Source organism: Paenibacillus sp. A3M_27_13, from assembly GCF_024213315.1.
GTDB lineage: Bacteria > Bacillota > Bacilli > Paenibacillales > Paenibacillaceae > Paenibacillus > Paenibacillus polymyxa_B.
Genome location: NZ_JANAVE010000003.1, coordinates 359,442 through 386,339, shown reverse-complemented (window position 1 = coordinate 386,339; position 26,898 = coordinate 359,442). Strand labels below are relative to the sequence as shown.

Below are 26,898 nucleotides of genomic sequence, written 5' to 3'. Positions count from 1 at the left end.
TTATCCCTCCAGCTTTGTATATATTCACGATGCAATCTGCCAACCGAATCATCATAAGGTACAAAAAAAGACCACGAACATCGCTGCGGCGGATGCCGAGCGGTTCATGGTCTCTCCAAGTCTCCTGACGAGTATTAACTTATCTATATCGTAGCACACACGGTACGCTATGAAAAGGGAAATCTGCCTGTTGCCAGATGGCTGCCTTCTATCGCATAACCGTCTCTACTTGAACGCCATTGCGGCATAAACTGCCTTTTTCCAACCACCATAAAGCTCAGTCCGCATGTCCTCACTCATGGACGGAGTAAAGGTATGATCACTCTGCGCATATCCCCGGACTTCATCCAGACTGCTCCAAAACCCAACTGCCAGCCCTGCTAAATACGCCGCACCGAGTGCAGTTGTCTCGTTCACAGCAGGTCGTTCTACAGGCAGATCGAGAATATCGCTCTGGAACTGCATCAGGAACTCGTTCATCACTGCACCTCCATCTACACGCAATGAACGCACAGGTACACCCGAATCGCTCGCCATGGCAGTTAGGACATCTTTAGTCTGGTAGGCCAGCGATTCCAGTACCGCTCGTATAAAGTGCTCCTTGGTCGTTCCCCGCGTCAAACCAAATGTCGCGCCGCGCACGTCACTGTCCCAATACGGGCTGCCTAGACCTACAAAGGCCGGGACAAAATATACCCCTTCCGTCGAGGTCACACGCGCCGCATACGCTTCACTATCTTTGGCCTCGCGGAACATGCGCAGCCCATCACGCAACCACTGAATAGCAGACCCAGCTACAAAAATGCTGCCCTCCAGCGCATACTTTACCTGACCATTCAGCCCCCATGCAATGGTCGTAATCAGTCCATGTTCCGAGTCACAGGGTTCATCTCCGGTATTCATCAGCATAAAGCATCCCGTACCGTATGTATTTTTAATCATGCCCTTGTCAAAGCATCCCTGACCGAACAGAGCTGCTTGCTGATCGCCCGCCGCTCCGGCAATAGGAATTTCCTGCCCAAAAAAGTGATAATCCACCGTATGCGCATATATCTCAGAAGATGATTTCACCTCTGGTAGCATAGACGCAGGAACGCCGAGAATATCCAGCAGCTCCTCATCCCATTTTAGCTCATAAATGTTGTACATGAGTGTGCGGGCCGCATTGGAGTAGTCCGTTACATGTGCTTTACCACCGGACAATCTCCAGATTAGCCAGGTATCAATCGTACCAAACAGCAAATCCCCACGCTCCGCTTGAGCTCGTGCCCCTTCGACGTTGTCGAGTATCCATTTGACCTTGGTGCCAGAAAAGTAGGGATCAATGAGTAGTCCCGTTTTGCTATGAAAAATATGATCAAATCCACGGCTTTTCAATTCCTCGCAGATCCCGGCTGTTTGCCGTGACTGCCATACCAGCGCATGATATACAGGAAGACCCGTATGTTTATCCCACACCACTACGGTTTCCCGTTGATTCGTAATACCAATCCCGGCAATTTGGTTAGCTTTCACACCTGATTCCGACAGGCAGGAGGCGATGACGGCCAAAATAGAGCTCCATATTTCATTTGCGTTTTGCTCTACCCACCCCGGCTGGGGAAAATACTGTGGGAACTCCCGTTGTGCCTTGTATACCACTTTTCCCTGCCGATCAAACAAGATGGCCCGCGAACTGGTTGTGCCCTGATCCAAGGCAAGAATGTATTGCTCCATCGTTTCCCAGCCTCCTTGCATATTTATGTATGGTTGCCCACTTGATTCAAATAAAAGCTATTGCTTATAATACTCGAACAGTTGTTTATTGGAGGTCGTAACTGCTGTAGCTCCCGCAGCCAACGCCGCTTCCACATCCTCTGGGGTGCGAATAAGTCCGCCCGCCAAAATAGGGATGCCCGTGCGTTCGCTAACTTCCTTAATCATCGGTGGAACAACACCAGGCAGCACCTCAATATAATCAGGCCGTGTTTTTTCCACCAGCGCGTAGCTTTTTTCCAGCGCAATCGTATCGAGCAGGAACACGCGCTGTACAGCAAGAATCCCCTTCTTTTTAGCGGTTGCAATCACCCCGGATCGGGTCGAAATAATCCCAAACGGCTTGATTTCCTGACACAAATATTCAGCCGCATACTCGTCATTCTTCAAGCCTTGCACCAGGTCGGCATGCAGAAGCATTTGCTTGTTGCGACTCCTAGCCATCTGGTACAGGTTGCGCAGCTGCGCTACATGCGTATCCAGAAAAACCGCATACTCATAAGAGCTGTCCAAAATACCCTCCAGCTGCTTCATATGCTTAGCTGCAGGTAAAATGCGTTGTCCCTGAAATGGCATGGATATCCCCCTTAAAGCTGAATGTCGGTCAAACTCGTTCAAATTTTATATTATCACTCTGTTCGACGAAGGTGAAGCGGTTTCATAAGAATACCCCTTTATACTCCATATGTGCCTTTATTTCTAAACAACATCCATGGATCATCTCTATTGACTGCCACATCTGCCAGGTTCCTGGGATATTGTGGTTGGAACTCCCCATCATCCCCAACTGTGCGCTCGATTACTCCCGCCTCTTTTACTTCCCTACCACAAAAACATTGAGATATTGCTTTCTTTTTTGTGCTTTTTAATCATCCATATGTCTATTTCATTTTCGAAAAACTCGCATAAATTAATATTAATCTTTCAAAGAATGGAGTGAATAGAATGGGTTTTTATGTTCGTAACAGTACACCTAACCCTATTTCGGTTGCTGTTGGATACTATGATTCTGGTTGTAGTCCTATCACCTATGCTAAGAGAGGGTGGTACCGTATAGAACCCGGTAGACGCGCACTTCTTGTAGCTGGATCAGCAGCAAACCAATTTTTTTATGTCTATGGACATGACAGTTTTGGTAATTGGTGGGGGGGTGGTTTCTATACAGATGTTCCTAGAGAGGCTTTCACAAGATGCTGGATAGCAGGTTGCCAAGGTCAAGGCTGTAGAAGTGTGGGGTTCGATGAGATTAATGTTGGTAATTTCGAAAACTACACACTAAACCTTGTAGATAGTACCCAAGGTGCCTCTAAGTCAAGACGTACTCTAGTGGCGAAAAAAAGAAAGGCCAATTTTAAATTAGGGAAGTTCAGCTTTATAAAATCACCTGGAAAATTAGGTAAGTTAGGCAAGAATAGAAAACCACTATATGGTAAACGCAACTAGAATTATATATACAGAACCAAAAGAAGCACCTCCAGACATGAACTGGGAGGCGCTTCCTTACATACTCGCTTCGTATTCCTTCGCTCGTCTGTAAAGCGTGTTTGGCTTCATGCAGATCCGATTTATTTCTGCCCTTACTGTTATGCTCTAACTGTACCCCTTTACCCAGCACGATCGCTGCTATCCTCTCAGCCTGAAGCTAATCTAGCCCTCAAACCCTTGGCGCAGCCATGAGGTAGCGAGCGTGATCGCACCGCGCTTGGCCGCTGTTTCCGACAATGGGTTCAGCATCACAAAGTCGTGGATGATGCCCTGAAAACGTGCAGCGGTCACATCTATCCCCGCTTCACGCAGCTTGTTCGCATAGGCCTCACCTTCATCGCGCAGCACATCGGCCTCGCCTGTAATGACCAGCGCACGCGGTAGCCCTTTGAGCTGTTCTGTAGTGGCACGTAACGGGGACGCCGTGATCTGCGCTCGTTCGTTGGGATCCGTCGTATATTGATCCCAAAACCATTGCATTCCTTCGCGGCTCAGGAAATATCCTGTGGCGAACTCCTGGTATGATTCCGTGTCAAAGGAAGCGTCCGTCACCGGATAAAATAACAACTGCTGCCGGATGGAAGGACCACTGCGTTCTTTGGCCAGCAGCGTTACGGCCGCGGTCATGTTACCGCCGACACTGTCTCCGGCTATCGTCAGCGTATCGGGCTTCAATCCATGCTCGCGCCCATGCTGCGCCACCCATTGAACGACCGCGTAAATTTCCTCAATTGCCGTCGGATATTTAGCTTCAGGTGACAAGCTGTATTCCGGGAATACAACTGCTGCCTGTGAGCCGACTGCCAATTCACGAATCAGACGATCATGCGTATGGGCATTACCGAATACCCAGCCTGCTCCATGAATATATACAATGACCGGGAGATCGCTTGTCACTTGTTGTGGGCGAACAATTCTGACCTTCACCTCGCCGCCAGGCCCACCTGGAATAGTTAGATCCTCTAAATCTGCGGCAGGTTTGACTGCTGGACCGGATTGGACCTCATTGACCGTTTCACGTCCTTTTTCAGGACCCAAATCATATAGAAACGGAGGCTTGGCATTATCATCTGCAAATTTCTGTGCTGCGGGTTCAAGCTGTACTTTTTTAATCATATCAGTTCACTCTTCCTTTCTTATCTGTGCTCTACATATATCCAATATGGCTTAAGTTTGCTCATTCAGTTTCACCTTATATATTTAAACGAGTTCCTCTCTTTCCAATCGGAGGACTTTAGTTTGCCCAACAGAAGAGCTTGACTTTTATTTTATATTGTAACTATAATAGTTACATGTTAAAGTTCGTAAATGTACCAGGTACACTTACGATCAAACTAATGAATCATCCACATCATATTTATAGGAGGCTATCTATTATGAAAATTGCAGTTATTGGTGCAACCGGTAAAGCAGGAAGTAATATCGTAAAAGAAGCATTAGACAGAGGACATGAAGTAACCGCAATCGTCCGTGACTTGGCTAAAGTAACGGAAAGCCGTGCTACTGTAGTACAAAAAGACGTTTTTGATCTAAAAACAGATGATCTGAAAGGTTTTGACGTAGTCGTTAATGCTTTTGCCGCTCCACTCGGACAAGAGCATCTGCATGTCGATGCAGGTAACGTACTGATTGAAGCCCTGCGTAATGTATCCGGTACTCGCCTAATTGTCGTAGGTGGTGCAGGCAGCTTGTTCACTGACGAATCCCAAACACTTTTGGTAAAAGATACTCCTGGCTTCCCGGATTTCGTATACCCTACAGCAAATAACCAAGGAAAAAACCTGGAAATTCTGCGTGGTACCCGCGACCTGAACTGGACTTTCATTAGTCCTTCCGCTGAATTTGCACTGGGCAAACGTACAGGCTCTTACCAAGTGGGAAAAGACACTCTGTTGGTTAATTCCAAAGGTGCAAGCTATGTCAGCTATGAAGATTATGCAGTTGCCGTAGTGGACGAAATCGAAAAACCGCAACATCTGAACCAACGTTTCACAGTGGTGTCCGAGTCTTAATTTTTCTATTCTTGCAGCGTTTATAGCATAAAAGAGACCCTTCGCCCATTTTCTCATGCTGCATGGAAAGTCCGCTTTACTCTAAATCAGACTTTCCATGCACGCTATGAGAAGCTGAACCCGAAGGGTCTTTTTGTTATGACCTGTTGATACTCTCGTTATGACTTGTCAGTGCTGACCTTCTTTTCTATATCGTGAGCGGAAGTCTCCCTTTTATTGCTAAAACACAGCTTGAGAATCGGAGGCGAAGCCAAGGTCGTCAGAATGATGGCAATGATCACCGATGTAAAATATTGCTGTGCCAACAGACCCGTCTGTAGACCGGTAGCTGCAATAATAAGTGCGACCTCGCCGCGAGATATCATCCCGGAGCCGATCGCAAGGGCAGAACGGTTATCGAAGCCCGTCAGCCGCGCCCCGAGACCTCCCCCGATTAGCTTTGTCACCAGCGCAATCAGTGTCAAAACAACAACAAATCCGAGCTGCTGCCCTACTCCCTCAAAGGAAACATTTAATCCGATGCTGACAAAAAATACAGGAACAAAGATGGAATAAGCGATGGGCTCCACCTTTTCTTCTACGACGTGCTTAAAGCTGGTTTGTGCAATGGCAATCCCGGCCGCAAAAGCCCCGATAATACCTGCCATCCCCAACATATCCGCAAAATACGCAAACCCAAAGCAAATAATCAACGCAGTCGTGATGACTGCTTCAGTCACCTTGAGTGGAGCAAGTATTTTCATAATCCACGGAACAACGAACCAGCCACCCAGAATAGCTACTACGAAGAAAACTAGCTTTTTGCCAACAAGAAGTCCCAGCGAAGTTTCTCCACCCATACCGAATATACTCATTACTACCGCTAGTAGCACCACGACAAGCACATCATCCAGCACTGCCGCACCCAAAATGGTCGAGCCTTCCCGGGTATTCAGCTTATTCATATCCTTGAGTACCTGTACCGTAATGCTTACAGAGGTAGCACTCAGAATAATTCCTAGAAACCAGCCTTCATGCACCGAGAATCCAAAGGCTTCCCCTACACCAAAGCCGCAAATTAGCGGTAAAATAATACCTCCAACCGCCACAGCTACCGCAGGCTTCCAGTTACGTCGAAGTTGATCCAGGTCCGTCTCCAGTCCAGCAATGAACATCAGCAGCAGCACGCCGATTTCAGATATATTATGAATCAGCGAATCATTCTGAACCCATCCTAATACGGCTGGACCCAGCACAATTCCTGCGATCAGCTTTCCCAGCACTGCTGGTTGACCGAGTCTGACAGACACATGACCCGCGACTTTTGTGAACAACAGAATCAGCAGAAGATATAGTATAAATTGCATAGGCTGATAACCTCCTTTGGTTTAATCCTTGAACTTATTTGCGCATAATTCACGATATTGAAGAAAACTGATAATCATAAAGTGTAAAACAAACGTGCAAAATATGTGTCTGACCTTAACGGACAACTCGCAAAATAAAAAGGGGAACCCGAGATACAGCACAGGTTCCCCTAAAAAAGACATAAAGGAGCCTTGGTGACAGACTCCTCCGGTAATTCATATATTCATTTGATGTTGTCGGTCATACTTGCGCAAACAAGCAACTTTATCCTTTAATTATATCTCTTCTGTAAACCCGTGTAAACGTGTTGAATTAACTTTCTGCTTTTTTCACATAGCGGTCGCGGTATTCGTGGTCCAGCATACTCATCAGAATCGAATCATGGTATTCATGATTGTAGAATAAAGCATCCCGTTGTACACCTTCACGCTGAAAGCCTACTTTTTCATAGCAACGAATGGCACGTTCATTAAAATCAAATACATTCAGCTCAATCCGATGCAGATTACAGATACCAAATCCGTAACCCAGCATGAGTACAAGCGCTTCGGTGCCGTAGCCTTTCCCCTGATTTCCCTGCTCATTGATTGCAATACGGATGTTGGCGCTGCGGTTCAAGCTGTCCATATCCTGCAAGGCTATATCCCCAATGACACGATCACCTTCGCGAAGCGCAATCAACAGAAGCAGGCTTGAGGCTTCCTGTCCTTTAGCTTCAATATAACGGGCAATTTGATCCTTGGTAAAGCTGCGTTGTGTGCCTGTCAGCCGCCGCACATCCTGATCGAACAATGTATTATAGTATAGCTCGGTGTCCTCTACGTTAACGGGACGCAAGTATACCCGTGATCCTTCAAGTAACCGTGCCACAGGCTCTGAGGATGAAGTTTGTTGAGTCATCATGATCTCTCCCATGCTAAAAATATAAATGACGAAAATCAAAGCAAATTATTGCGCAAGATCGACTACGCAAGGTCTGCATTTTGCTCCGTAGTCAGGCTAGAATCGGCGAGGGACTCGCGCCAAATTACAGATTGAAGCAACAGTCCCGTCAAACCCAGGATTCCAACAGTCATTCCGATCCAGACAAAAGCCGTGCCCGCCCCTGCTATTCGGATCAATACTCCTCCGGCAAGCGGTGAAACGACCATGATTGCTCCAATCACGGTACTTTGGATACCAAAGACGCGTCCTACCATATCAGCAGGGGTTTTGGCTTGTAATATATAGTTCTGGGTGATAATGTACAGGCCGTTGCCCACGCCCAGCACAGCCCCGATCATAAGCAGTACAGGCAATCCAGTTCCAGGTTGCGCCCAGCCTAAAGCAGCAATAGCTCCGCCAACCAGCACATATCCACCACCGAGCCCCCAGCCTGCGCTTATGCGATTCAAGCGATTAAGCACAAGCATGCAGCCGACGGCGCCAGCCCCAATGGCTGAAACCAGCCAGCCAAGCAGCGATTCATTACCTGGAGCGAGCACTCGCAGCAATGTAGGGAACTGGTAGTCGATCATGAGAATGGCGATTAAGCCGAAAAGTCCGAATATGAGCGTATGCAAAAGCATTCGACTGCGCCATAAGAACGCCCAGCCCTCACGCCATTGGTTGAAAAAACGAGATGCGCGGACATGCTCCTCCCGCATTTTAGCTTCATCAGCCTCAGGCGCTGTATGCGCAGCCGACTTTCCTTGCTTCTCGGCTGCAACAGCTTGTTGGTCTGCGCTGACCAGCGCCGGACCGATTCCGCGCAGCGGCCACAGCAGCAGGCCGGAACAGAGACGCAGCAATGCATTGAGAATAATGCATGCCTGGGGGGACAACACAGTCAAGGTCATAGCGCCCAGTAATGGCCCTGCCACTTTGGAGGCCTGATTGACCAACCCATTCAGCGAGGTTGCCCGAAATAGGTCGTCGCTGGTGACTACCGTGCGGGTCAAGCCTTGCTGTGAAGGCATTTGGAATACGCCAGCCGCCGCGCGCAGACCAAGCAAAGGCAGCAGCCACGCCGGGCCCGGGACGGCGAGGATGGCCAGCGTCAATAAGGCAATAGCTGCATCGCAGACGATCATCAGCCTGGCCTTGTGTACCCGGTCGGCTAACGTGCCCGCGATGGAACCCAGCAGCAGACCCGGTAGCGCCATCACTACCGGAATCAGTGCAATCATCATAGGGTCGGCTTCCCAGCGATAGGCAACAAGCACTTGAATGGCGATAGCATCAAACCAATCGCCAAAGGAAGCAGCCGTGTGCGCTGCAAACATCCGCCGAAAACGGCCATTGCGCCAAATGCTAGGCGTGGATTGCAGTTCTTTCTTTTCCTTCATTATCTACTCACCCTGCTCTCATTTTCAGCTTCTTTAGCAATAAGAACATTCTAGCGGGTCTATATCAGAGGAAAATCAGACAGCTAAAAACATCAGACGACAGAAAGTGTTTGTTCCAACCAGCGCCTTAGCGCTGGACGATGCAGTGTTAAACTGTTATCCCGGTCAAGCCGATCATATTGAGCCGCATATTTCTCTTCCAGCATGGGATAGGAGCCGCAAAGCTTCAAAAAACTGCGGATTTGGCAGATCGCCTTGATTTTTAGCAATTCCTGTTTAGCCATATCAAGGGTGTCCAGCCCTTCATCCATGAGCCGCTCGGCGTTGCCCACATCTCCAGTACGTAAAAGCATAAGTCCGCGCATCATGCGATAACGGCCCAGTTCGCGTAAATACGGAGCCTCCGATAGCATGCCTTCCAGACGATCAGACAGTTCCGCAGCCTTTTCCATATGATTGGAAGCCAGATGCATGTACATCTCCATCAGTGCAACAGGCATCACAAATTTATCGAGATCATCCCGCTCCATGACCATCAAGGTCAGTGGTAGACCTTCCTGTGCGCGTTCAGGTTTTCCATTTTCCACATAAGCCTCCAGGATGTTGAGAATGCGTAATTCCCGTTCCTGATCACTGGACAGCAGCCTGCTGGAAAGCGCACACTCACATAGAGCAAGCCCCTCATCCGTCACCCCTGCTGTGCACATATATAGCAGCAGCATCCAATACAGTCGGTCTGCGCGTGTAAAGTCCTCCCGCTCCAAGAACCAGGACACATCCGCCTGTACAAAACGGGTATACATTTGATAAAAGACAGACAATTCAAAACCCATCTGCTCCTGCTGGGCAGCCAACGCTACGATGGAGTTCCCCTGCCCCAACAGCTGGTATTTCCGGAATAGTCCATGTACGGCGTCCTGCACCTCCTGATCGTGCAAGGACGGATGATTCTGTGGCTGCACGTCAGTCAAGGTCAAGCTGTAGCCATACCCTCTGACCGTATGAATACGGAGCACATCCCATGATTTAAGTTTTTTGCGCAATCTGTAGATATGATCATCCACCGTACGCTCCACCGGATACTCCAGCGGCCACACACGATCCAGCAGTTGTTCCCGGGTGAACACCTGATTCCGGTTATCGTACAGAAAGCGCAACAGCGCAAACTCTTTAGCCAACAACATAACACGACCTGCACTACAGATCACACTGTAACCGTCTGCATCAAATTGCAGTCTGATCATCCACCTCGCCTCCGACATATCGTTTCTTGGCTGCACCTAGCCCTATAAACATAAGCAGAACACTCAGGCACAAGAGCAGCAGCAGCGGAATTGTCCAGCCTTGTGTCGCATCATGCAAATAACCGAACAGTGTCGGCCCGGTCGCTGCTAGCAAATAACCAAAGGATTGCGCCATACCAGACAGCTCTGCTGCCTGCTGTGGTGTCCGCGTCCGCAAATTAAAGAACATCATCACTAACGGGAAAGCAAAACCACCCGCTATACCGATACAAATGACCCAAATCACACTCCACTGTGTAGCTCCAAGCAGAAATCCACCCAGACCGATAAAATACAGCACAGCCATAATCAGAACCAATACCCGCTGATCCTTCACCCGTGCCGCCCAAATAGGCACAATAAAGGTAAATGGCATTTGCGAAAACTGCAGCACAGACAGCATCCATCCCGCAGTCTCTGAATCCATTCCCTGTCCGCTCATCATTTCTGGAAACCAGGCGGCAGGAACATAGAACAGAGCAGATTGCAGCCCCATAAACAGCGTCACCTTCCAAGCCAAAGACGATGTATATACATTCACGGTTCGGGCAGACACTGCCGCTTTATTGGCTGTTTTGCGTGCCTTAAGGAGCTGGGGCACCCAGAGTAAAATACCTACGACACCCACAATCCCCCATATTCCCAAAGCACCTCGCCAGCCCATACCTCCATTTATAGCCAGCGGTATACTCAAGCCAGATGCGGTTGCTGCGACCACATTCATGGATACTGAGTATACGCCGGTCATCAGTCCGCTGTTGCGAGGAAACTCCTCTTTGATCAGACTGGGCAGCAACACATTACACACGGCAATAGCCAGTCCCAGCATGGCGGTCCCGACAAATAATGCGGTCACCCCCAGCGTTGAGCGCACCACAATACCTGCGGTCAACAGCAGCAAGGCTGCAAAAATAATAAGAGACGACCCGAAGCGGCGCGACAGTTTGGCTACAAAAGGCGACAACAGGGCAAAAGCCAGCAGCGGCAATGTCGTTAATAGGCCACTCAGTGTATTCGAAATATGCAAAGAATCCTTAATCAAACCGATAAGAGGTCCTACCGAGGTAATCGAGGCGCGCAGATTGGCACCTACCAGAATGATCCCTACGGCAAGCACCCAAGGACCGGCATGCCACAAAGATTTGTATACCAAAGCTCGTTGGTGTTGCTGTGAACTCATCTCTCCATTCTCCAATCCATCTGTATTATGCTCAAAGGCTCCAACCAAGTGTACGGCTGGAGCCTAGCAATTTTTATCTCATTAAATTATAAAGGCATTCGTGCCATATGCATAGGACGGATCGACACAGCGCCCCAAGTCTTCAAGTTCACCATATAGCTTCATTGAAAAAATAAAAGCTGCCTGAAAGGATAGTTTCCTTTGGAGGCAGCTTTCAGTTCATAAACTTCGATGCGACCAGCGCTGCTTAACGTACCAACCAGCCGCCGTCCACCGCCAAGATATGACCGTTCATGTAGTCGGAACCCTGACTGGCGAGGAAAACCACAACTCCCATCAAATCAGACGGATCGCCCCAACGACCCGCAGGAATACGCGACAAGATTTCTTGATTGCGACTTTCATCCGCACGGATTGGAGCTGTATTTGCCGTAGCAATATAACCCGGCGCAATCGCATTAATCTGAACGTTATGAACTGCCAGCTCGTTCGCAAATGCCTTGGTCAAACCAGCTACCGCATGCTTGCTCGCTGTATACGGCGGAACGAATTTGCCACCCTGAAAAGCAAGCATAGAAGCGACATTGATAATCTTCCCGCTTTTTTGCTCTACCATCACCTTTGCCACTCCCTGGCTCAGATGATATACGGCATTGAGGTTGATCTCCATGACAGCATCCCAATCCTCATCTTTATACTCCAGCAGAGGGGCGCGACGAATCGTACCTGCATTGTTTACAAGGATATCAATTTTACCGAATTCATTGACGCATTCTTCTACAATTTTTTTAATGGATTCTTTTTGCGTCAGATCCGCCTCATGAAAGACAACCTTCACACCTGTAGGTTCGAGCAGACGTCTTGTTTCTTCATAATCATCATTGTTAGCTACAATGAACAGGTCTGCACCCGCTTTGGCCAAAGCTACGGAATACCCTTGACCCAAACCACTGTTGCCTCCTGTTACAATCGCCGTTTTACCTTTTAGACTGAAAAAATCCAATGAAAAATTGTCCAGACCCATGTCTACGCCTCCATCACAAATTAGTATAAAAACCTATATTTCCTGAAGCCTACAGCGCTGCGCGTACTTCCTTATATTTAGCTACATAACGTGCTGCATTTTCTGTGATCAAGTCGTAGCGACCTTCCTTGGCTGGAGCCGTCAAATTACCCCCAATTCCCACGGCTACACATCCATTACGCAGCCAGGTTTCCATATTGTCCAGATCAACGCCACCGGTTGGCATAATCTGTACATGAGGCATTGGACCTCTGACGGCCTTAACAAAGTCCGCTCCCATTGCACTTCCTGGGAACAACTTCACGACATCGCTACCCAATTTCATGGCTTCCTTAATCTCATTCAGCGTCATACAGCCGGGCATATAAGGAATCGCGTACAAATTGCATAGCTTCGCTGTTTCTTCTTCAAAAGAAGGACTCACAACAAACTCTGCTCCGGCCAGAATAGCAATTCTCGCCGTCAGTGACTCCAATACTGTTCCTGCACCAATCACTGCCCGATCTTTAAATTCGTCTCTCAATCTTCGAATGACCTGATCCGCATCCGGCGTCGTAAATGTAAGCTCAATATTATCCAAGCCGCCTTCAATGCAGGCTTTAGACATGAGATATGCTTCCTCCGCCGTGTTTCCCCGAATGACTGCGACGACACCTACTGAAGTGATATGTTCCAAAACTTTCTTTTTCGTCATGTTCCTGATCCTTTCCACGAATGGGATGACCATGTACCTCAGCCGCTTGCAGGTCTACGCTCCAATACACTGATCGGATTAACGCAACTCGCTCATGGCAACCTGATCCATGTCTTTGTATGTTTTATTTTCACCGGCCATGCCCCAAATGAAGGTATAGCTGCCCGTAGCCGCACCGCAGTGGATAGACCAAGGTGGAGAAATAACGGCTTCATCATTCTTCATTACCAGATGGCGCGTTTCGTTCGGTTCACCCATCAGGTGGAACATTCTCGCATTCTCATCCAGTTCAAAGTAGAAATACACTTCCATACGACGGTCATGAACATGTGTCGGCATGGAGTTCCACACACTGCCGTTCTCCAACGTCGTCATCCCCATAACCAATTGGCAACTTTGAATGCCTTCATCATGGATAAAGCGACGCAACGTACGGTTGTTGGCTGTTTCCTGCGAACCCAGACTTTCAGACGGTACATCGGCAAAAGACTGCTTTGTCGTCGGATACGTGGTATGAGCCAGGGCCGAAACGATATAAAATTTTGCAGGCTTTTCACTGGAATCGCTTTCAAAGATCAACTCCTTACCACCTTTACCTACGTAGAGACAGTCTTTTGTGGCCAGCTCGTAAGTTTCACCGTCCACCTTGACCGTACCGCTGCCCCCGACATTAAAAATACCCAGTTCGCGGCGCTCCAGGAAAGTTTCCGCTTTGATTTGATCGTTACCTTCCAGTGCAACAGATTTATTCACGGGATAAATGCCCCCGATAATGACACGATCTTCATGCGTATAGACCAACTTTACCTCCTCAGGTACAAACAGTTCCTGGATCAGATAGTGCTGACGCAACTCTTCAGTCGTAAAATGCTTGGCATGTTCGGGATGAGTTGAATAACGCATTTCCATAAAAACATTCCTCCTGTTTAGATAAACTTTTTTATCAACGGAATTGTTATAAAAGCGGTTTCTAACTCTACTTCTTAGCTAGAATTGTAATAATTATCTAAGAGGGTGTCAACCCAAAACTTCACTATTCCTAGAAAAACCCTTAATACACACGAAGTTTTACACGATTTTCACCTTTTGATAAACAGAATCGAATTTTTTTATCTATATTACCCAAAAAGTTTTTAGCAAATATATCAACTTCATCATTGTGAAAAACCGATTTATGTGATAATTTCAATTTATTCAGTTGGTGCATGCGCTTACAGATTAAGTTTACTAAACATAAGGAGGAATACAAATGACCGCAACATTGGATGCTGTTACCTTCGGAGAACCGATGGCCATGTTTTATGCCAATGAAGCAGGCTCTCTGGATGAGGTGCGTTCATTCACCAAAGCGTTGGCCGGGGCAGAGACGAATGTTTCAGCCGGTTTGGCGCGTTTGGGTCTACGGGCGGGACTCGTGACCAAACTCGGCGAGGATACGTTCGGCAAGTTCATTGCTAGTGCGCTACGTCAAGAAGGGATCGACACCCAGAACGTCATGTTTACCAAAGACCACTCTACCGGCATGCTGATTAAATCCAAAGTTACAAGTGGGGACCCAGAGGTGGAATACTTTCGCAAACATTCCGCCGCCTCCACACTAAGCATCGCTGATTTTAACGAGGCTTACTTTTCCGGAGCTCGCCATCTGCATTTTACAGGTATTTCTGTCGCCCTCTCCCCTGAGTGCCGTGATTTCGCACGACATGCGCGGCAATTTATGAAAAAGGCTGGCAAAACCGTATCCTTTGATCCGAACCTCAGACCCAAGTTATGGCCTGACACGCAAACGATGGTGGAGGCGATTAACGAAGCATCTGAGGGGTGCGACTGGCTTCTACCCGGCATTCATGAAGGTAAAATATTGACAGGCTACACCTCACCGGAGGATATCGCTTCCTTCTATCTTGACCGAGGTACCTCGCTGGTCATCATCAAGCTGGGAACCGAAGGTGCATATTACAAATCCGCAGATGCTGAGGGATACGTCAAACGCTTCCGTGTAGAGCATGTCGTTGATACCGTAGGCGCGGGTGACGGATTTGCCGCAGGCGTTATCAGTGCGCTACTGGAGGGCTTGCCCCTGGCAGAGGCAGTCAAACGCGGTAATGCCCTTGGCGCACTGGCTGTCATGTCAGCTGGAGATATGGACGGCTATCCGACACGAGCCGAGCTGGAATCCTTTTTGCTCAGTGCCAGCACGAATTAATCCGGTTTTATTCCCCGCATAGCCTTCACCGCTATTAGCGCAAGCTCAACAAGGCCGAATCCAAAGTCAGCCTTAACTTCCAATAGCCCGTATTCGCGTTTGTACGATCTGAGCAGCATACGCATACTCAGATCGTACAAAGGAATACGGGCTATTTTTATAATATATGACACATTGCTCGTCTACAGCGTTTTGACGGATTCTCCCCGATTAATATCCGGTACAAATCGGTAGATAATCGGAACCGATTCGCCGCCCTCCTCAATGCTGGACAGCAGCGTCTTTGCCGCTTGCTTCCCCATATCCGCAATCGGTTGCGTAATAGTCGTAATCGGCGGATTGTAAATATGGGCAAACTCCGCATCGTCAATCCCGATAATAGACAACTCTACCGGAATGCGTATACGGCGGGCATTTACATATTTCAGCGCCTCTGCTAACACAATATCATTCCCGGCCAACAGCGCAGTCGGCGGCTCTGGCAGCTGGAACAACTCCTTCAGTGTCTGCTGGATTTCTTCTCTCGGCACACTGCGCATATACTCTTCTCGAAATGGCAAGCCATGCTCCTCCAGCGCCTTTTTGTATCCGCTGAGCCGCTCCACCCGTGGAGTAATCCGATTCAAGCCAAGGGGCAAAGTAATCAGCGCAATTCGCTCATGTTTGTGAGCCACAAGTTCCTGAATCGCCAGCTTAATCGCCATTTCGTTATCCAGCAGCAGGCTGCGCGTATTCACCCCGTCTACCAAACGGTCCAAAAACACTAACGGATACTTTTCACGAATGAGCTGGTTGTAAATATCTGCATGCTTGCCTGTCGGGAAGATGATCAGGCCGTCCACCTGCCGAGCCTTGAGCATCTCAATATATTGGCCCTCCTTGTCCGGGTTTTCATCGGCGTTGCAAATGATCACCTGAATGCCAAAACGCTGCAATTCCTCCTCAATCGCACGGATGGACTGGATCGAAAGGGTATAGTCAATGTTGGCTACAATGACCCCGACCATAAACGTCCGGTTTTGCTTCAAGCTGCGGGCCAGCCCGTTAGGCTGATAGTTCAGCTCTTGAATAACCTCGGCAATCCGGTCTCTGGTCTGGTCGCTCATATATTTATATCGTTTGTTCAGAAATTGCGAGACAGTGCTTTTAGACACTCCTGCCTTCTGGGCAACATCTTCAATCGTCGGCTTCTTCATCGGTACACTCCTTGTCTTTCATGTACTGCGTTAGTGCAACAAAAGTATATCTTTTTTTTAGTAAATTTACCATACTTCTATTTATGAATGCCATTATGATATAAGTCGAACTTCAAAGTTGCCTATCGTGCCACCGTGTAGAAGTATGGTTCTCCAGCAGCAAAAAGAGGCAGTTCAAGATGTTCTCTTGAACTGCCTCCACGTAACCATAAATACTGCTCGGATCAGTGTGCCGGAACGGGCGTTGCAGACTGATCTGGTGTATCGTGCTCGACCAACGCATGTTTTTCCCATAACCGGCTTTTCCAGCGGGCATACATGATGACAGCACGAGTCCATTCATCAGCAGCAATCGCCAGCCACACGCCAGCGAGCCCCATGTCCAGCTTGAACACAAGCAGATAACCAAGCGGCAAGCTCATGCAGACCATGGAGATCAGACCCATAAAGACCGGGAACTTCGCATCTCCAGCAGCACGCAACGAGTTAATAATGACGATATTCGTTGTCCGGCCAGTTTCTAGCAGAATGCTAAGTAAAATGACCTGTGCTCCCAACCGAATAATTTCAGGGTTTTCCGTGAACAAACCAAGCAAGGGAACACGGAAAAAGATGACCACCGCATCAATAATCACGGTCACGAGCAACGCCCATTTCACACTGGTCAGTACACGTTTATAGGCAGTATCCTTCTGTCTGGCTCCCACGAGCCTTCCTACCACAATAGCCGTACCCATACCGACTGCCATACTGAACAAGTAAATATAGCTTGAAATATTATTCGCATATTGACGTGTCGCCATTGCTTCTGCGCCCAGATAAGTCACGTACAGTGTGAAGATGAGCTGACACGACTGATACATAATGGACTCCAGCGCGGATGGTACACCAATGCGCAATATTTTAGAGATGAACTTTTTGGACAGTTGGACGTAATATTTCCACTCGACACGAACCTCAGTGACCCGGTACATCAGCCAGAAGAAGATCAAGAGACAAATAAAGCGGCTACCTACTGTAGAAATAGCAGCACCCTCTACTCCAAGTGCAGGCATTCCCCAATGCCCAAAAATCAAAACATAGTTGCCGACCACGTGGATCACGTTCATAAAAACCGATACATACATCGTTTCTTTGGTAAAACCATGTGTACGAATGGTCGCCGCCAGCGCATTAATCAATGCTTGAAGAAAAATGGCACCCCCGACGATGCTCATATACGACTCCGCGTAAGCCAGAATCTCACCCTGGACATTCAGCCATTGCAACATGTGCGTACCAAATACAAGAAAAATTACGCTAAGTAAAAGACCTACCATCAAATTCAACGTAATGGCCGTACCTGTAACCTGGGCCGCTTCGACTAGTTTCTTAGAACCGATATATTGAGCTACGACGATAGCAGCGCCGTTGCCGATAACCTCCAGTACAAGGATGGCAATTGAAATAATTTGATTGGACGCGCCCACACCCGACACTGCATTATCAGATACAGAACTGATCATGAACGTGTCGACGCTCCCCATTAGCATAAACAGAAACAATTCAAGGAAAATAGGCCATGTTAAACGGAACAAATTCAGTTCCTTAGCTTCGGACAATACCGAACCTTTTTTTAGTGCTCTGGTTGTCATTCATTCACCTTTCTTCATAGATTTATTTAACGATCAAAAGGTATGTTAGCACAGTCATTCTGAAAATACATCCCGTTTACGTAAAATGATTTGCAAAATGCGTAAGAATTCATTTATCACCCTCTTTATAATTGATTATCGAACTTTATTGAAACAGAATATTGCAAGAATATACCAGGAATCTGGTCTTTTCACGTAATTATGAGCTAAAGAGTATAATAGAATACGAGCCTGTGAGCATTGCCGCTGACAGGTTGTGAAGATTGTTGTATGCTTCCTAAGCATAATTTGTGAATTAAAGATGGAATATATAGGACATTCATAGGGTTAAAAGGTAATAAAGGAGGCTTTTACAGATGACTCAATCATTTCAAGCTCTTGTCGTCGATCAGACGCAGGACGGTGAAGTTCAAGCAGAGGTACGTTCTCTGGAAGCTAGCAGTTTACCTGCTGGAGAAGTATTGATTCGTGTCGCTTATTCCAGCATCAATTATAAAGATGGGCTTGCTGCCCGCAAGGATGGCAATATTGTCAAAGCCTATCCGTTCGTACCAGGCATAGATTGCTCGGGGACCGTCGTCTCTTCGGAGGACAGCCGCTTTAGCGAAGGACAAGCGGTGCTCGTTACCGGATACGGGCTGGGTGTGTCTCAATTCGGGGGATTCAGCCAATATGCACGTGTGCCTGCGGACTGGGTGGTTCCACTTCCAGACGGACTCACGCCGAGAGAGGCGATGATTTTCGGGACAGCTGGATTCACCGCAGCCCTGTCGTTATATCGGCTGGAGCAAAACGGCGTTACTCCGGAGCAGGGCAAGGTACTCGTCACCGGAGCGACGGGCGGCGTAGGCGGGGCAGCCATTGCCCTGCTGAACAAGAGAGGCTATCATGTCGTAGCCAGCAGTGGCAAGGCTGATGCTCACGATTACCTCAAGGCGCTCGGAGCAGCCGAGGTCATTTCCCGCGAGGAGGTCTACGACGGTGCGGAGAGCATCCGCCCGCTGAGCAAGCAGCTTTGGCAAGCGGCTGTTGATCCTGTAGGCGGAAAGCCGCTCGCTTCGCTGCTCAGCCAAATCGCCTACAACGGCTCTGTAGCCGTGAGCGGCCTGACGGCAGGCACCAAGCTGCCTACGACGGTGCTGCCGTTTATTTTGCGGGGCGTAAGTCTGCTGGGCATAGACTCTGTCTTCTGCCCATACGACACCCGCATAGCGATCTGGAAGCGACTCGGCAGCGAATGGAAGCCGGAACAGCTGGAGCAGCTCGTTGAGCGCGAAGTCGGATTGGCTGACCTGCCAAGCGCGCTCGAAGACATCCTTGCAGCCCGCTCGCAAGGAAGAACGCTAGTACGACTGGTTGACTAAGCGAGTAGGTCCGCAAGCTAATCCGTTGACGCGGTTTCGCGTGAAGGAATGTTCATTCCGTAAGCTCTAGCTTCGGAAAATGTAAGAAGCCTGTAAATCTGCATTTTTTGAGATTTACAGGCTTCTTTTCGTTTATTGCTACTTCCTTATCCATAGATGAGCAAACAACATAGATACATCATGGTACATTTGAAGCAGACGGTTTACTTTTCGCAACCAAATGAACCTTTTGAGGACCTCAGTTGTTATATAGATAAACTGCACGAGAAAGGAGAGCACATTCATTGGAGAGTAATCGAGAGTTGTTTGATTTGTATCAACGAGATGTATACCGAACCTGCTACTACATGGTACATAATGCATCGGATGCAGAGGATTTAACACAGGAAGTGTTTATCATCCTGTTTCGCAGCAATCGTGAACAGATCGAACAACTAAAAGCCTGGATTATGAAAATTACGGTCAATCATTGTCTGAATTTCCTTAAACGCCAGAAAAGCCTGCATTTGAAGGTATCGGCTAATCCCTATCGATTTAGCGGGGCGGAAGGTAAGCCTGTAGACAGGCTGGTGGAAGAACGCGAATCGGCAGAAGAATGGGCCGTTTATATGAATCGTCTTCCAGCCAAAATCCGCGCTGTGCTGACACTCCGCTATATGCATGATTTCACGCTGGCGGAAATATCAAAACTGCTGGAAATTCCGCTGGGAACCGTCAAATCGAGGAATCACAAAGGGCTAAAGTTAATGGAGAAAATACTGCGGGATGCAGGTGTACAAATTCCCGAGATGGAAGGAGAGAACTATGAACAACATAGAAAAGGCATTGAAGCGCAAGTTAAATGATGATTCGGAAATGGCCTATCCTGACTTCGATGAGATGTGGAACCGGATGGAACAGACAGGGCATACTGCCCCTACGCTAACCGACACTTCCGATTCATTCCCTCCGCACCGACACAGAAATTGGCGCAAAATAGCTATCGCCGCCTCTCTGAGTGCACTTCTCGTTGCCGTTCCCGTCTATGCCGCCATCCATTATAATTGGGGCGATCTGCTGCACGGAAGAAGCGGCATACAGACGGCACTAAATCAAGACCTTGGACAGCCGCTGGAGCAATCCGTAACCAGAGACGGAGTGAAGCTGACGCTGCATACCGCTATTGTCGATGAGAACCGGACCGTGATTCTGTACAGCTTGGAGGTCGGAAAACGCGCAGACAACGAGTTTTGGAATGTCAAAGGCGTATCACTTAAAAGTGCTGCGGGGAAAAGCAGTGCGGGCGAGTATAGCTTTCAACAATGGGACGAGAAAAACCAACGTTATAACGGCTACTTTGAAAGCGATTGGACACCGCAGCAAGAAACAGAGAACGTGCGACTGACCGTAGATCATATTGAGCTCACCAGCGTTCAGGAACTGGAATTGCCGCTCGATATCAAATCGCCTCAGATGCAGACGTTCAAGCTGGATCGTAACGGCTTACAAGATTTGAAGGTACAGGTATTCGAACAAGGGAAGGATAAGCTAATGCTGTCCTCGGCAATTACCTTCGATTCGTCCAAGCCGAAGGAATGGGACAATCCACAAATCATTGCCTACAAAGGTGGAGAACCTGTGCGGCCTCAGCCTGGAGGAGCTTTTGGTACACCCGGAGAGAATGGGGAATACACAGCCCAGCAGTATTTTACTAAAGCAGATATACCGGAAGGACAGACTACTTTCAAACTGCAATATGCGCAAACTGAGAAAAGTATAAATGAACCCATAAACCTTGATCTGCAGCTAAGCAAGAAGAAAATGGAAAGCGGAACGATTAAAAGCGTGCTGAACACCCCATTGGAGAACGGCAATCCGAATTTTACGCTAGAACAAATGATTGTCACACCTACACAAATCCGTGTCACGATCAGAAGCGAAAAGAAATTCGCCATGTTACCTTATCAAAAATACTTTCTTTCTGTGAACGGCACAACGCTGGAGGGTAGTCGTTGGTCTTCACCTGATCAGGAACACGATCTGAACACGATTCGTTTTGAACGACCGTCCAATCTTGTGATTACCAAGGACACTCCCATTACTTTTACAGGCAAATACAAGGTTACGACCCATTCGGATGACAAAACGTCACAGCGTTTAACTGATATTTCTGAGTCAAAGCAGACGCTAACGACACAAATCGGTGGCTATCCTGTGAAGTGGACTTACTACAAACAAGGATCAGACTTATTCATAGAAACCGAAAGCGAGGATGCTCACTTTGGAGGGATTAACCAGACGCATATTGGCCTGAGTAAAGAACGGATTATCGGCAAGCCAATCACAGCCAATTTCGCCGGAGACGGCAATAACAAGGCAGTGGATGTCTACAAGAACTTCATAGGGAAGGAAGCTTCTATCTATATGTTCTACTATACAACGGACGACCCAGAAGCAGAGACAACTGTACCCTTGCAGCCTCTGACAAGCAACAGCGAAGCAGCTAAATAGCAATGCTATAAAAAGAGGGTCCTCTATGCCTGTGTGAACCGTGGTATAGGGAACCCCTTTTTATTTTCCTAGTAAGGCACAGTCTGCCTGAAACGATTGACTCACGCCCTACTTCACAGAACCTTGCGTAACGCCATTGATAATCCATTTTTGTGCAATCAGATAGACAATAATCATCGGCAGCAAGGCCATCAGGTACGAAGCAAAAGCCAGATTAAAGTCAGTATTGAACTGCCCCTGGAACACATACTGAACGAGCGGCAGTGTATACTGCTCTGCATCGCTGATAATAATGAGCGGCAGCAGGAAGTCGTTATATGTGGACAGACAAGTGAGAATTCCCACCGTAGCACTAATCGGCGCCATCAGCGGGAATATAATGCGCCAAAAAGTACCCCATGTCGTCGCACCATCTACCGTGGCTGCCTCTTCCAATGCCACCGGAATGGAGCGAATATAACCGACATACACGAAGACATTAAACGCCAAACCATACACCGTATGCAGCATAATAAGACCCAACAGATTAGTCATATGAAGGCCCGAGGCCAGTTTTACAATCGGCAGCATGATGATCGGGAACGGTATAAACATGGCGCTCACAAAGTAAAAATATAATCCCTTAAAAAAGCGTCGCTGCATATTACGGGCAATCGCATAAGCGACCATCGAATTGGTTAGCAAAGTGAGTATGACCGTCGATGTCGTGACCATCACACTGTTCTGAAAAGCGCTGAAGAAGTTGGTCATTTCCACTGCACGACTAAAATTTTCCCAATGCAGCTCGGTCGGAAAGGCAAAGGCGGAATGCGCCATCTGCTCGGGATTTTTAAGGGCTATCGTCACCGTCATATAGAGGGGAAACAGAATAAATATTGTTCCCAACGCTACCAGAAGCAGCACAGGCCAGTTGGTACGTCTGCTTGTTTTCATCAGTTATCCATCTCCCTTCTCTGGAGGAATCGCAGCTGTAAGATGGAAATGATCGCGATCACAATAAAGTAAATAACAGAGTTAGCCGACTGATAAGCAAATTCTCCGCCTCTAAAGCCTCCGGTGTATATCAGGTGGGAAATCGACTGGGTGGCCCGTCCCGGCCCGCCATTCGTCAAAGCCACGATCTGATCGAACACCATCAGGGAATTTTTCATCGCCAATACCATATTGATCGTAAAAAATGGAGCAATTAACGGAAAGGTAATGCTCCAGAATTCGCGCCATTTACCCGCACCGTCCAAATTGGACGCCTCATACAGACTTGTCGGAATGGTTTGCAGCCCGGCCAGATAGAGAATCGTATTAAAGGCAATCCCCTGCCATACAGCTACGATGACAACCCCCACCCAAGCCAGTTGTTCGCTGCCCAAAATGTTCGTCGACAATGAGGTAATACCTAAATTTTGCCCCCAAATCGTAAACACGTTCGAGAACAAGTAGTTGAATATGTAACCCACGATTAGCACGCTCAAAATATTAGGCAGAAAATAAATACCGCGGAAAAAGTTACGAAACCGTATTTTAGCATTCAGCCCTAGCGCAATCAGCAAACTAAGGATATTAGTCGCAATGGTAACCACAATCGCAAATTTAAAAGTAAACCAGTAAGCGTTCCCCACATTGTCGTCCTGAAACAAATTAATATAGTTCTTAAACCCGACAAAGTGATACTGATGACCAAAGCCGTTCCAGTTCGTTAGCGAATAATAAAAGCCCTGCAAGGCAGGCAAGGTCAAAAATACAAAAAACAATAGCACCGCCGGCACCGTCATCCAGTAAAAAGTCGTCAGTCGCTTATTCATGTCTCCTCCTCCTCTCCTATCGGCGGTTAGCTACCTTATTCCACTCACTGTCTAGCTTGGCCAGATAAGCGTCGATGTCTCTGTTTTGCAGGAAGGCCTGCACAATAGAATTCAATTGGACCGCTTTGGGAATATAGTGATCGGCAAAATCAATGACGCGGCCCGATTTAAAATAAGGCAACAGCTCCGCCACACTCGGATCATCCTGCGTAACTCCCTTCACCGCCGAAAACAGCGTTTGCTCTGTAATGTATTGCTTGCTGTTCTCCGGCTTCAACAAGAAGGCAATGAACTCCTCGGCTTCCTTTTTATGCGGAGTGCTCTCCGATACGGCCAAGAGCGTATCTATACCGGACACCAGTTTGACCGCCTTTTCGTCATTCCCTGTCGGTAATGGGAAAAAACCAAGCTCCACTTTCGGGTTGGCTTTGCGAATTTCAGATATGGCCCACGAGCCCTGAATGTACATCAATCCCTGCCCGTTAGCGAAGGCACGATTACCGTCGGCATAGTTTTTGCCAAAATTATCACCATGTCCGTATTTCAATAGCTCCAGCTGCTTTTCAGCAACCTCGCGGTACTTGTCCTGAAAGGTGACCTGATTTTCACGCCGTTGCAGGAAAAAATCAATGCCCACCAGATTCGGGCCCAGGGCATTAAAGGGGAGGTTCGTTTGCCAATCATCTTTATATGTAAAATAGAACGGGATTTTCCCAGCAGCCTTGATCTTTTGCGCCGTTGCAATCAGCTCATCCCACGTTTTAGGCACCTGTAATCCCATTTCCTTAAAAAGCGTTTTGTTATACATCACACCATTCGCATTCGCAGCATAAGGAATTCCATACACGGGATCGGCCCCGGTCACATCCTTAAGCATTTTGAGGTAAATCGGGTCAATCGTACGTGGCAATTCTGTATTCGCCAGATCCGTAAAAATACCGCTTTGTGCCAAAATGGAGTAGGTATCTGTGGCCCCAAGCCCCACAATGTCAGGTACATCGTTTTTGACAACCCGGGTCAATAACACGGTCTCTGCCTCTGGCGGGTTGACCTGTGTCACTTCAATACTGGGATGTTCCTGATTGAATTGAGAGATTAGCTTATCGAATGAACCCTTGGCCTCCGGCTTGTTTTGAAAAAACTCAATTTTCACCTTACCCGAAGCATCGCCCTTGTTGCATGCGCTTACAAAAACAGCCAACAAAAGGATCGCCGCCAGTGTAGACAGCTTTTTGACCCAATTCCACATGCTCATACCTCCTTTTCCCCTATGTCAATCTATGCGGGACTAGACAATTAATACCCGTCCCTTATGGAAAAGAAACGATAAAAGATCCAACTGACCCTCAAGCGGTCGATTGGATCTTTCTTTTACTTTTATGCTGTTCAGGCTACGGATGCCCCTAATACAGATAATCATCAGTCACAAAACGGCGGTATGCGCCCCAAGTAAAAAAGATAAGATATAGACTAACCACGGTGATAATCGCCCCATTCACAGACGAATTCCCGATTAAGGATCTATCTAATCCTGTATGCTGCATATATGGAATAATCATAAATGCGATCACATTGTATAGGTATGGGATATGAGAAACAAAAGAGACCAATTTTAAATACAATGAATCAAACAACAAAGAGCCCAGATTGTAAACCATACAAACACCGATAGCATACGTTACACTTTTGCTATACATAGCGATAAAACAATAAAAGGAGCTTATTGCTAATAATGAGGCAAGCGCCCAACCATAGTATTTAAGCATCTGCAGTCCTTGAGATCCGGACAGCCCCGCATCACTTACATCATAGGAAAGAGTCCATACTTCAACGATCACCTGCGAAGATACTGCAAATACAATGAGAAGAAGCAAAATAGTAACATTTAAAACCAGCAGCTTACTCCAGAAAATCTGCCCGCGGGTAAATCGGCGCATAAATAACAAACGCAGTTGCCCGCTTCGAAATTCCTCTGTGTATACAGCAGCAGCTAAAGCAGCCACAGCTATGTTGCATACTAAAAACAAATTCTCACGCAGACCAGTAACGACAAAGTTTAAGGATAATACCTCTACAGGAACCTTCATCGTGCGCAAAAAATATACTCCTGTCGAACAGGCTAGAATCGGTGTACATAATACCATGAGCCAGAACCACTTCCGTCTCCACAATCGCTCGAACTCGCTGTATATTAATGATTTCATAGTCCCATCAATCCCATAAAAGCATCCTCTAGCCGTTGGCCGTCCTCTACTAATTGATCAGTAGGTCCCTGCCAAACTAGCCTGCCCTCTTTGATAACAACGAGTTCATCACACATCTGTTGCAGTTCATCCAACAAATGACTGGAGATAAAAAAGGCATAATTCGCTGAATCACGTAGCTGAAGCACAATATCTTTCAGCTCCTGCATTCCCATAGGATCCAGCCCATTGGACGGTTCATCCAGCAATAAAAGCTCAGGAGTCCCCAGCATGGACTGCGCAATACCTAGCCTTTGCTTCATTCCCAGCGAATAGGTTTTCACCTTGTCATCTCCCCGTGTTTCCAGCCTCACCTTTGTAAGCAACTCTTCAATATGTGTCTCCCGATCTGAGGACGCAATCTCAAAGTGTAACCGTGACAAATTGCGCAAAACCTGCCTGCCTGTCATATAATCAAAAAAAACCGGAGATTCAATAATAGCCCCCACCTTGGACAGCGCCTTTTCCCGATCCGTCTGTACATCATATGAGGCTATCTTTACAGAACCGCTGGTTGGCTGCATTAATCCGGTCATGATTCGCATCATTGTAGTTTTACCAGCTCCATTAGGTCCGATGAATCCATATATCTTCCCTTTCTGAAGCTTAAAAGAAACACGGTCTAACAAATGCCTTTTTCCCATTTTTTTCGTTACCTGACTGACCTCCAGTAAGGAGTCCGACATACTATTCCCTCCATCCATAACAAATCACAACATAGTTCCAACGCGTGCATTTGATATGTAAGATCATGATGGATAAAACAAACTTCATTTAACAATGACTCATATTATTTATTCAATTTAAAAATTATCATATGTTGCGAAATGCAAACAACTTTCTTTATATGTAAAATATA

The 26,898-nt window shown here is 47.4% G+C and carries 25 protein-coding genes; 6 read left to right on the top strand and 19 right to left on the bottom strand.

Going from position 1 to position 26,898, the window contains the following annotated elements:
* Positions 1-225 precede the first annotated feature (225 nt).
* Together glpK and NLX82_RS14685 are read right to left on the bottom strand one after the other, a co-directional pair.
* Complete coding sequence (gene glpK, locus NLX82_RS14690; protein WP_254348406.1) at positions 226-1,716, bottom strand: glycerol kinase GlpK; 1,491 nt, start codon at positions 1,714-1,716, stop codon at positions 226-228.
* A 57-nt stretch (positions 1,717-1,773) separates the two neighbouring features.
* Complete coding sequence (locus NLX82_RS14685) at positions 1,774-2,331, bottom strand: glycerol-3-phosphate responsive antiterminator (RefSeq protein ID WP_076156565.1); 558 nt, start codon at positions 2,329-2,331, stop codon at positions 1,774-1,776.
* 369 nt (positions 2,332-2,700) lie between these two features.
* On the opposite strand from NLX82_RS14685, the gene NLX82_RS14680 reads away from it, so the two are divergent.
* On the top strand, positions 2,701-3,198 hold the full coding sequence (locus tag NLX82_RS14680; RefSeq protein ID WP_025721808.1) for a DUF1036 domain-containing protein: 498 nt from the start codon (positions 2,701-2,703) through the stop codon (positions 3,196-3,198).
* A gap of 204 nt (positions 3,199-3,402) precedes the next feature.
* On the opposite strand, the gene NLX82_RS14675 is transcribed toward NLX82_RS14680, so the two are convergent.
* Positions 3,403-4,356 (bottom strand): alpha/beta hydrolase, encoded by a 954-nt coding sequence (locus tag NLX82_RS14675; protein ID WP_053326344.1) that lies wholly within the window; start codon positions 4,354-4,356, stop codon positions 3,403-3,405.
* Between the two features lie 260 nt (positions 4,357-4,616).
* Here NLX82_RS14675 and NLX82_RS14670 point away from each other — a divergent pair, with 260 nt between their 5' ends.
* Complete coding sequence (locus NLX82_RS14670; protein WP_023990858.1) at positions 4,617-5,252, top strand: NAD(P)-dependent oxidoreductase; 636 nt, start codon at positions 4,617-4,619, stop codon at positions 5,250-5,252.
* Positions 5,253-5,410: 158 nt separating this feature from the next.
* On the opposite strand, the gene NLX82_RS14665 is transcribed toward NLX82_RS14670, so the two are convergent.
* From NLX82_RS14665 to kduI, 8 genes are all read right to left on the bottom strand, one after another.
* Positions 5,411-6,598, bottom strand: coding sequence for a cation:proton antiporter (locus NLX82_RS14665; RefSeq protein ID WP_053326345.1), 1,188 nt, complete (start codon positions 6,596-6,598; stop codon positions 5,411-5,413).
* Between the two features lie 313 nt (positions 6,599-6,911).
* Complete coding sequence (locus NLX82_RS14660; RefSeq protein ID WP_053326346.1) at positions 6,912-7,502, bottom strand: GNAT family N-acetyltransferase; 591 nt, start codon at positions 7,500-7,502, stop codon at positions 6,912-6,914.
* Positions 7,503-7,564: 62 nt separating this feature from the next.
* Positions 7,565-8,926, bottom strand: coding sequence for an MFS transporter (locus NLX82_RS14655; protein WP_023990861.1), 1,362 nt, complete (start codon positions 8,924-8,926; stop codon positions 7,565-7,567).
* A gap of 92 nt (positions 8,927-9,018) precedes the next feature.
* On the bottom strand, positions 9,019-10,170 hold the full coding sequence (locus tag NLX82_RS14650) for a winged helix-turn-helix domain-containing protein (protein ID WP_023990862.1): 1,152 nt from the start codon (positions 10,168-10,170) through the stop codon (positions 9,019-9,021).
* Entirely contained in the window at positions 10,151-11,389 is a 1,239-nt protein-coding gene (locus tag NLX82_RS14645) for a CynX/NimT family MFS transporter (RefSeq protein ID WP_023990863.1), read from the bottom strand. Before NLX82_RS14645 ends, NLX82_RS14650 begins: the two co-directional genes overlap by 20 nt.
* A gap of 247 nt (positions 11,390-11,636) precedes the next feature.
* Positions 11,637-12,413: a 2-dehydro-3-deoxy-D-gluconate 5-dehydrogenase KduD gene (gene kduD, locus NLX82_RS14640; RefSeq protein WP_023990864.1), complete on the bottom strand. Its 777-nt coding sequence runs from the start codon at positions 12,411-12,413 to the stop codon at positions 11,637-11,639.
* 49 nt (positions 12,414-12,462) lie between these two features.
* Positions 12,463-13,107 carry a bifunctional 2-keto-4-hydroxyglutarate aldolase/2-keto-3-deoxy-6-phosphogluconate aldolase gene (locus NLX82_RS14635; RefSeq protein ID WP_025683172.1) on the bottom strand — a complete coding sequence of 215 codons (645 nt, stop codon included), beginning with the start codon at positions 13,105-13,107 and terminating at the stop codon, positions 12,463-12,465.
* A gap of 78 nt (positions 13,108-13,185) precedes the next feature.
* Entirely contained in the window at positions 13,186-14,016 is an 831-nt protein-coding gene (kduI, locus tag NLX82_RS14630) for a 5-dehydro-4-deoxy-D-glucuronate isomerase (RefSeq protein ID WP_023990866.1), read from the bottom strand.
* A 340-nt stretch (positions 14,017-14,356) separates the two neighbouring features.
* Here kduI and NLX82_RS14625 point away from each other — a divergent pair, with 340 nt between their 5' ends.
* Positions 14,357-15,313 carry a sugar kinase gene (locus NLX82_RS14625; RefSeq protein WP_034095119.1) on the top strand — a complete coding sequence of 319 codons (957 nt, stop codon included), beginning with the start codon at positions 14,357-14,359 and terminating at the stop codon, positions 15,311-15,313.
* On the opposite strand, the gene NLX82_RS14620 is transcribed toward NLX82_RS14625, so the two are convergent.
* From NLX82_RS14620 to NLX82_RS14610, 3 genes are all read right to left on the bottom strand, one after another.
* On the bottom strand, positions 15,310-15,486 hold the full coding sequence (locus NLX82_RS14620; RefSeq protein WP_023990868.1) for a hypothetical protein: 177 nt from the start codon (positions 15,484-15,486) through the stop codon (positions 15,310-15,312). The two genes, NLX82_RS14625 and NLX82_RS14620, sit on opposite strands and share 4 nt — an antisense overlap.
* Before the next feature lie 9 nt (positions 15,487-15,495).
* Positions 15,496-16,509, bottom strand: a complete 1,014-nt coding sequence (locus tag NLX82_RS14615; protein WP_023990869.1) for a LacI family DNA-binding transcriptional regulator — start codon at positions 16,507-16,509, stop codon at positions 15,496-15,498.
* A 224-nt stretch (positions 16,510-16,733) separates the two neighbouring features.
* The gene (locus NLX82_RS14610; protein ID WP_023990870.1) at positions 16,734-18,143 is read right to left on the bottom strand and encodes an MATE family efflux transporter; all 1,410 of its coding nucleotides are present in this window, start codon (positions 18,141-18,143) and stop codon (positions 16,734-16,736) included.
* 356 nt (positions 18,144-18,499) lie between these two features.
* On the opposite strand from NLX82_RS14610, the gene NLX82_RS14605 reads away from it, so the two are divergent.
* The 3 genes from NLX82_RS14605 (at position 18,500) to NLX82_RS14595 (ending at position 21,997) form a co-directional block, all read left to right on the top strand.
* Positions 18,500-19,507, top strand: a complete 1,008-nt coding sequence (locus NLX82_RS14605) for an acrylyl-CoA reductase family protein (protein ID WP_071558080.1) — start codon at positions 18,500-18,502, stop codon at positions 19,505-19,507.
* 284 nt (positions 19,508-19,791) lie between these two features.
* Positions 19,792-20,352 carry an RNA polymerase sigma factor gene (locus tag NLX82_RS14600; protein ID WP_254348404.1) on the top strand — a complete coding sequence of 187 codons (561 nt, stop codon included), beginning with the start codon at positions 19,792-19,794 and terminating at the stop codon, positions 20,350-20,352.
* The gene (locus NLX82_RS14595; protein ID WP_254348402.1) at positions 20,312-21,997 is read left to right on the top strand and encodes a DUF4179 domain-containing protein; all 1,686 of its coding nucleotides are present in this window, start codon (positions 20,312-20,314) and stop codon (positions 21,995-21,997) included. The genes NLX82_RS14600 and NLX82_RS14595 overlap by 41 nt, the downstream gene beginning before the upstream one ends.
* A 108-nt stretch (positions 21,998-22,105) precedes the next feature.
* Here the strand turns inward: NLX82_RS14595 and NLX82_RS14590 are convergent, their stop codons facing one another.
* From NLX82_RS14590 to NLX82_RS14570, 5 genes are all read right to left on the bottom strand, one after another.
* On the bottom strand, positions 22,106-22,930 hold the full coding sequence (locus tag NLX82_RS14590; protein WP_023990874.1) for a carbohydrate ABC transporter permease: 825 nt from the start codon (positions 22,928-22,930) through the stop codon (positions 22,106-22,108).
* Positions 22,930-23,796, bottom strand: a complete 867-nt coding sequence (locus tag NLX82_RS14585; protein ID WP_053326352.1) for a carbohydrate ABC transporter permease — start codon at positions 23,794-23,796, stop codon at positions 22,930-22,932. Before NLX82_RS14585 ends, NLX82_RS14590 begins: the two co-directional genes overlap by 1 nt.
* A gap of 16 nt (positions 23,797-23,812) precedes the next feature.
* A complete protein-coding gene (locus tag NLX82_RS14580; protein ID WP_254348400.1) occupies positions 23,813-25,045 on the bottom strand; it encodes an ABC transporter substrate-binding protein in 1,233 nt (410 codons plus the stop codon).
* Between the two features lie 154 nt (positions 25,046-25,199).
* Complete coding sequence (locus tag NLX82_RS14575; protein ID WP_254348394.1) at positions 25,200-26,000, bottom strand: ABC transporter permease; 801 nt, start codon at positions 25,998-26,000, stop codon at positions 25,200-25,202.
* Entirely contained in the window at positions 25,997-26,725 is a 729-nt protein-coding gene (locus tag NLX82_RS14570) for an ABC transporter ATP-binding protein (protein WP_023990878.1), read from the bottom strand. Before NLX82_RS14570 ends, NLX82_RS14575 begins: the two co-directional genes overlap by 4 nt.
* Between the last annotated feature and the right edge of the window lie 173 nt (positions 26,726-26,898).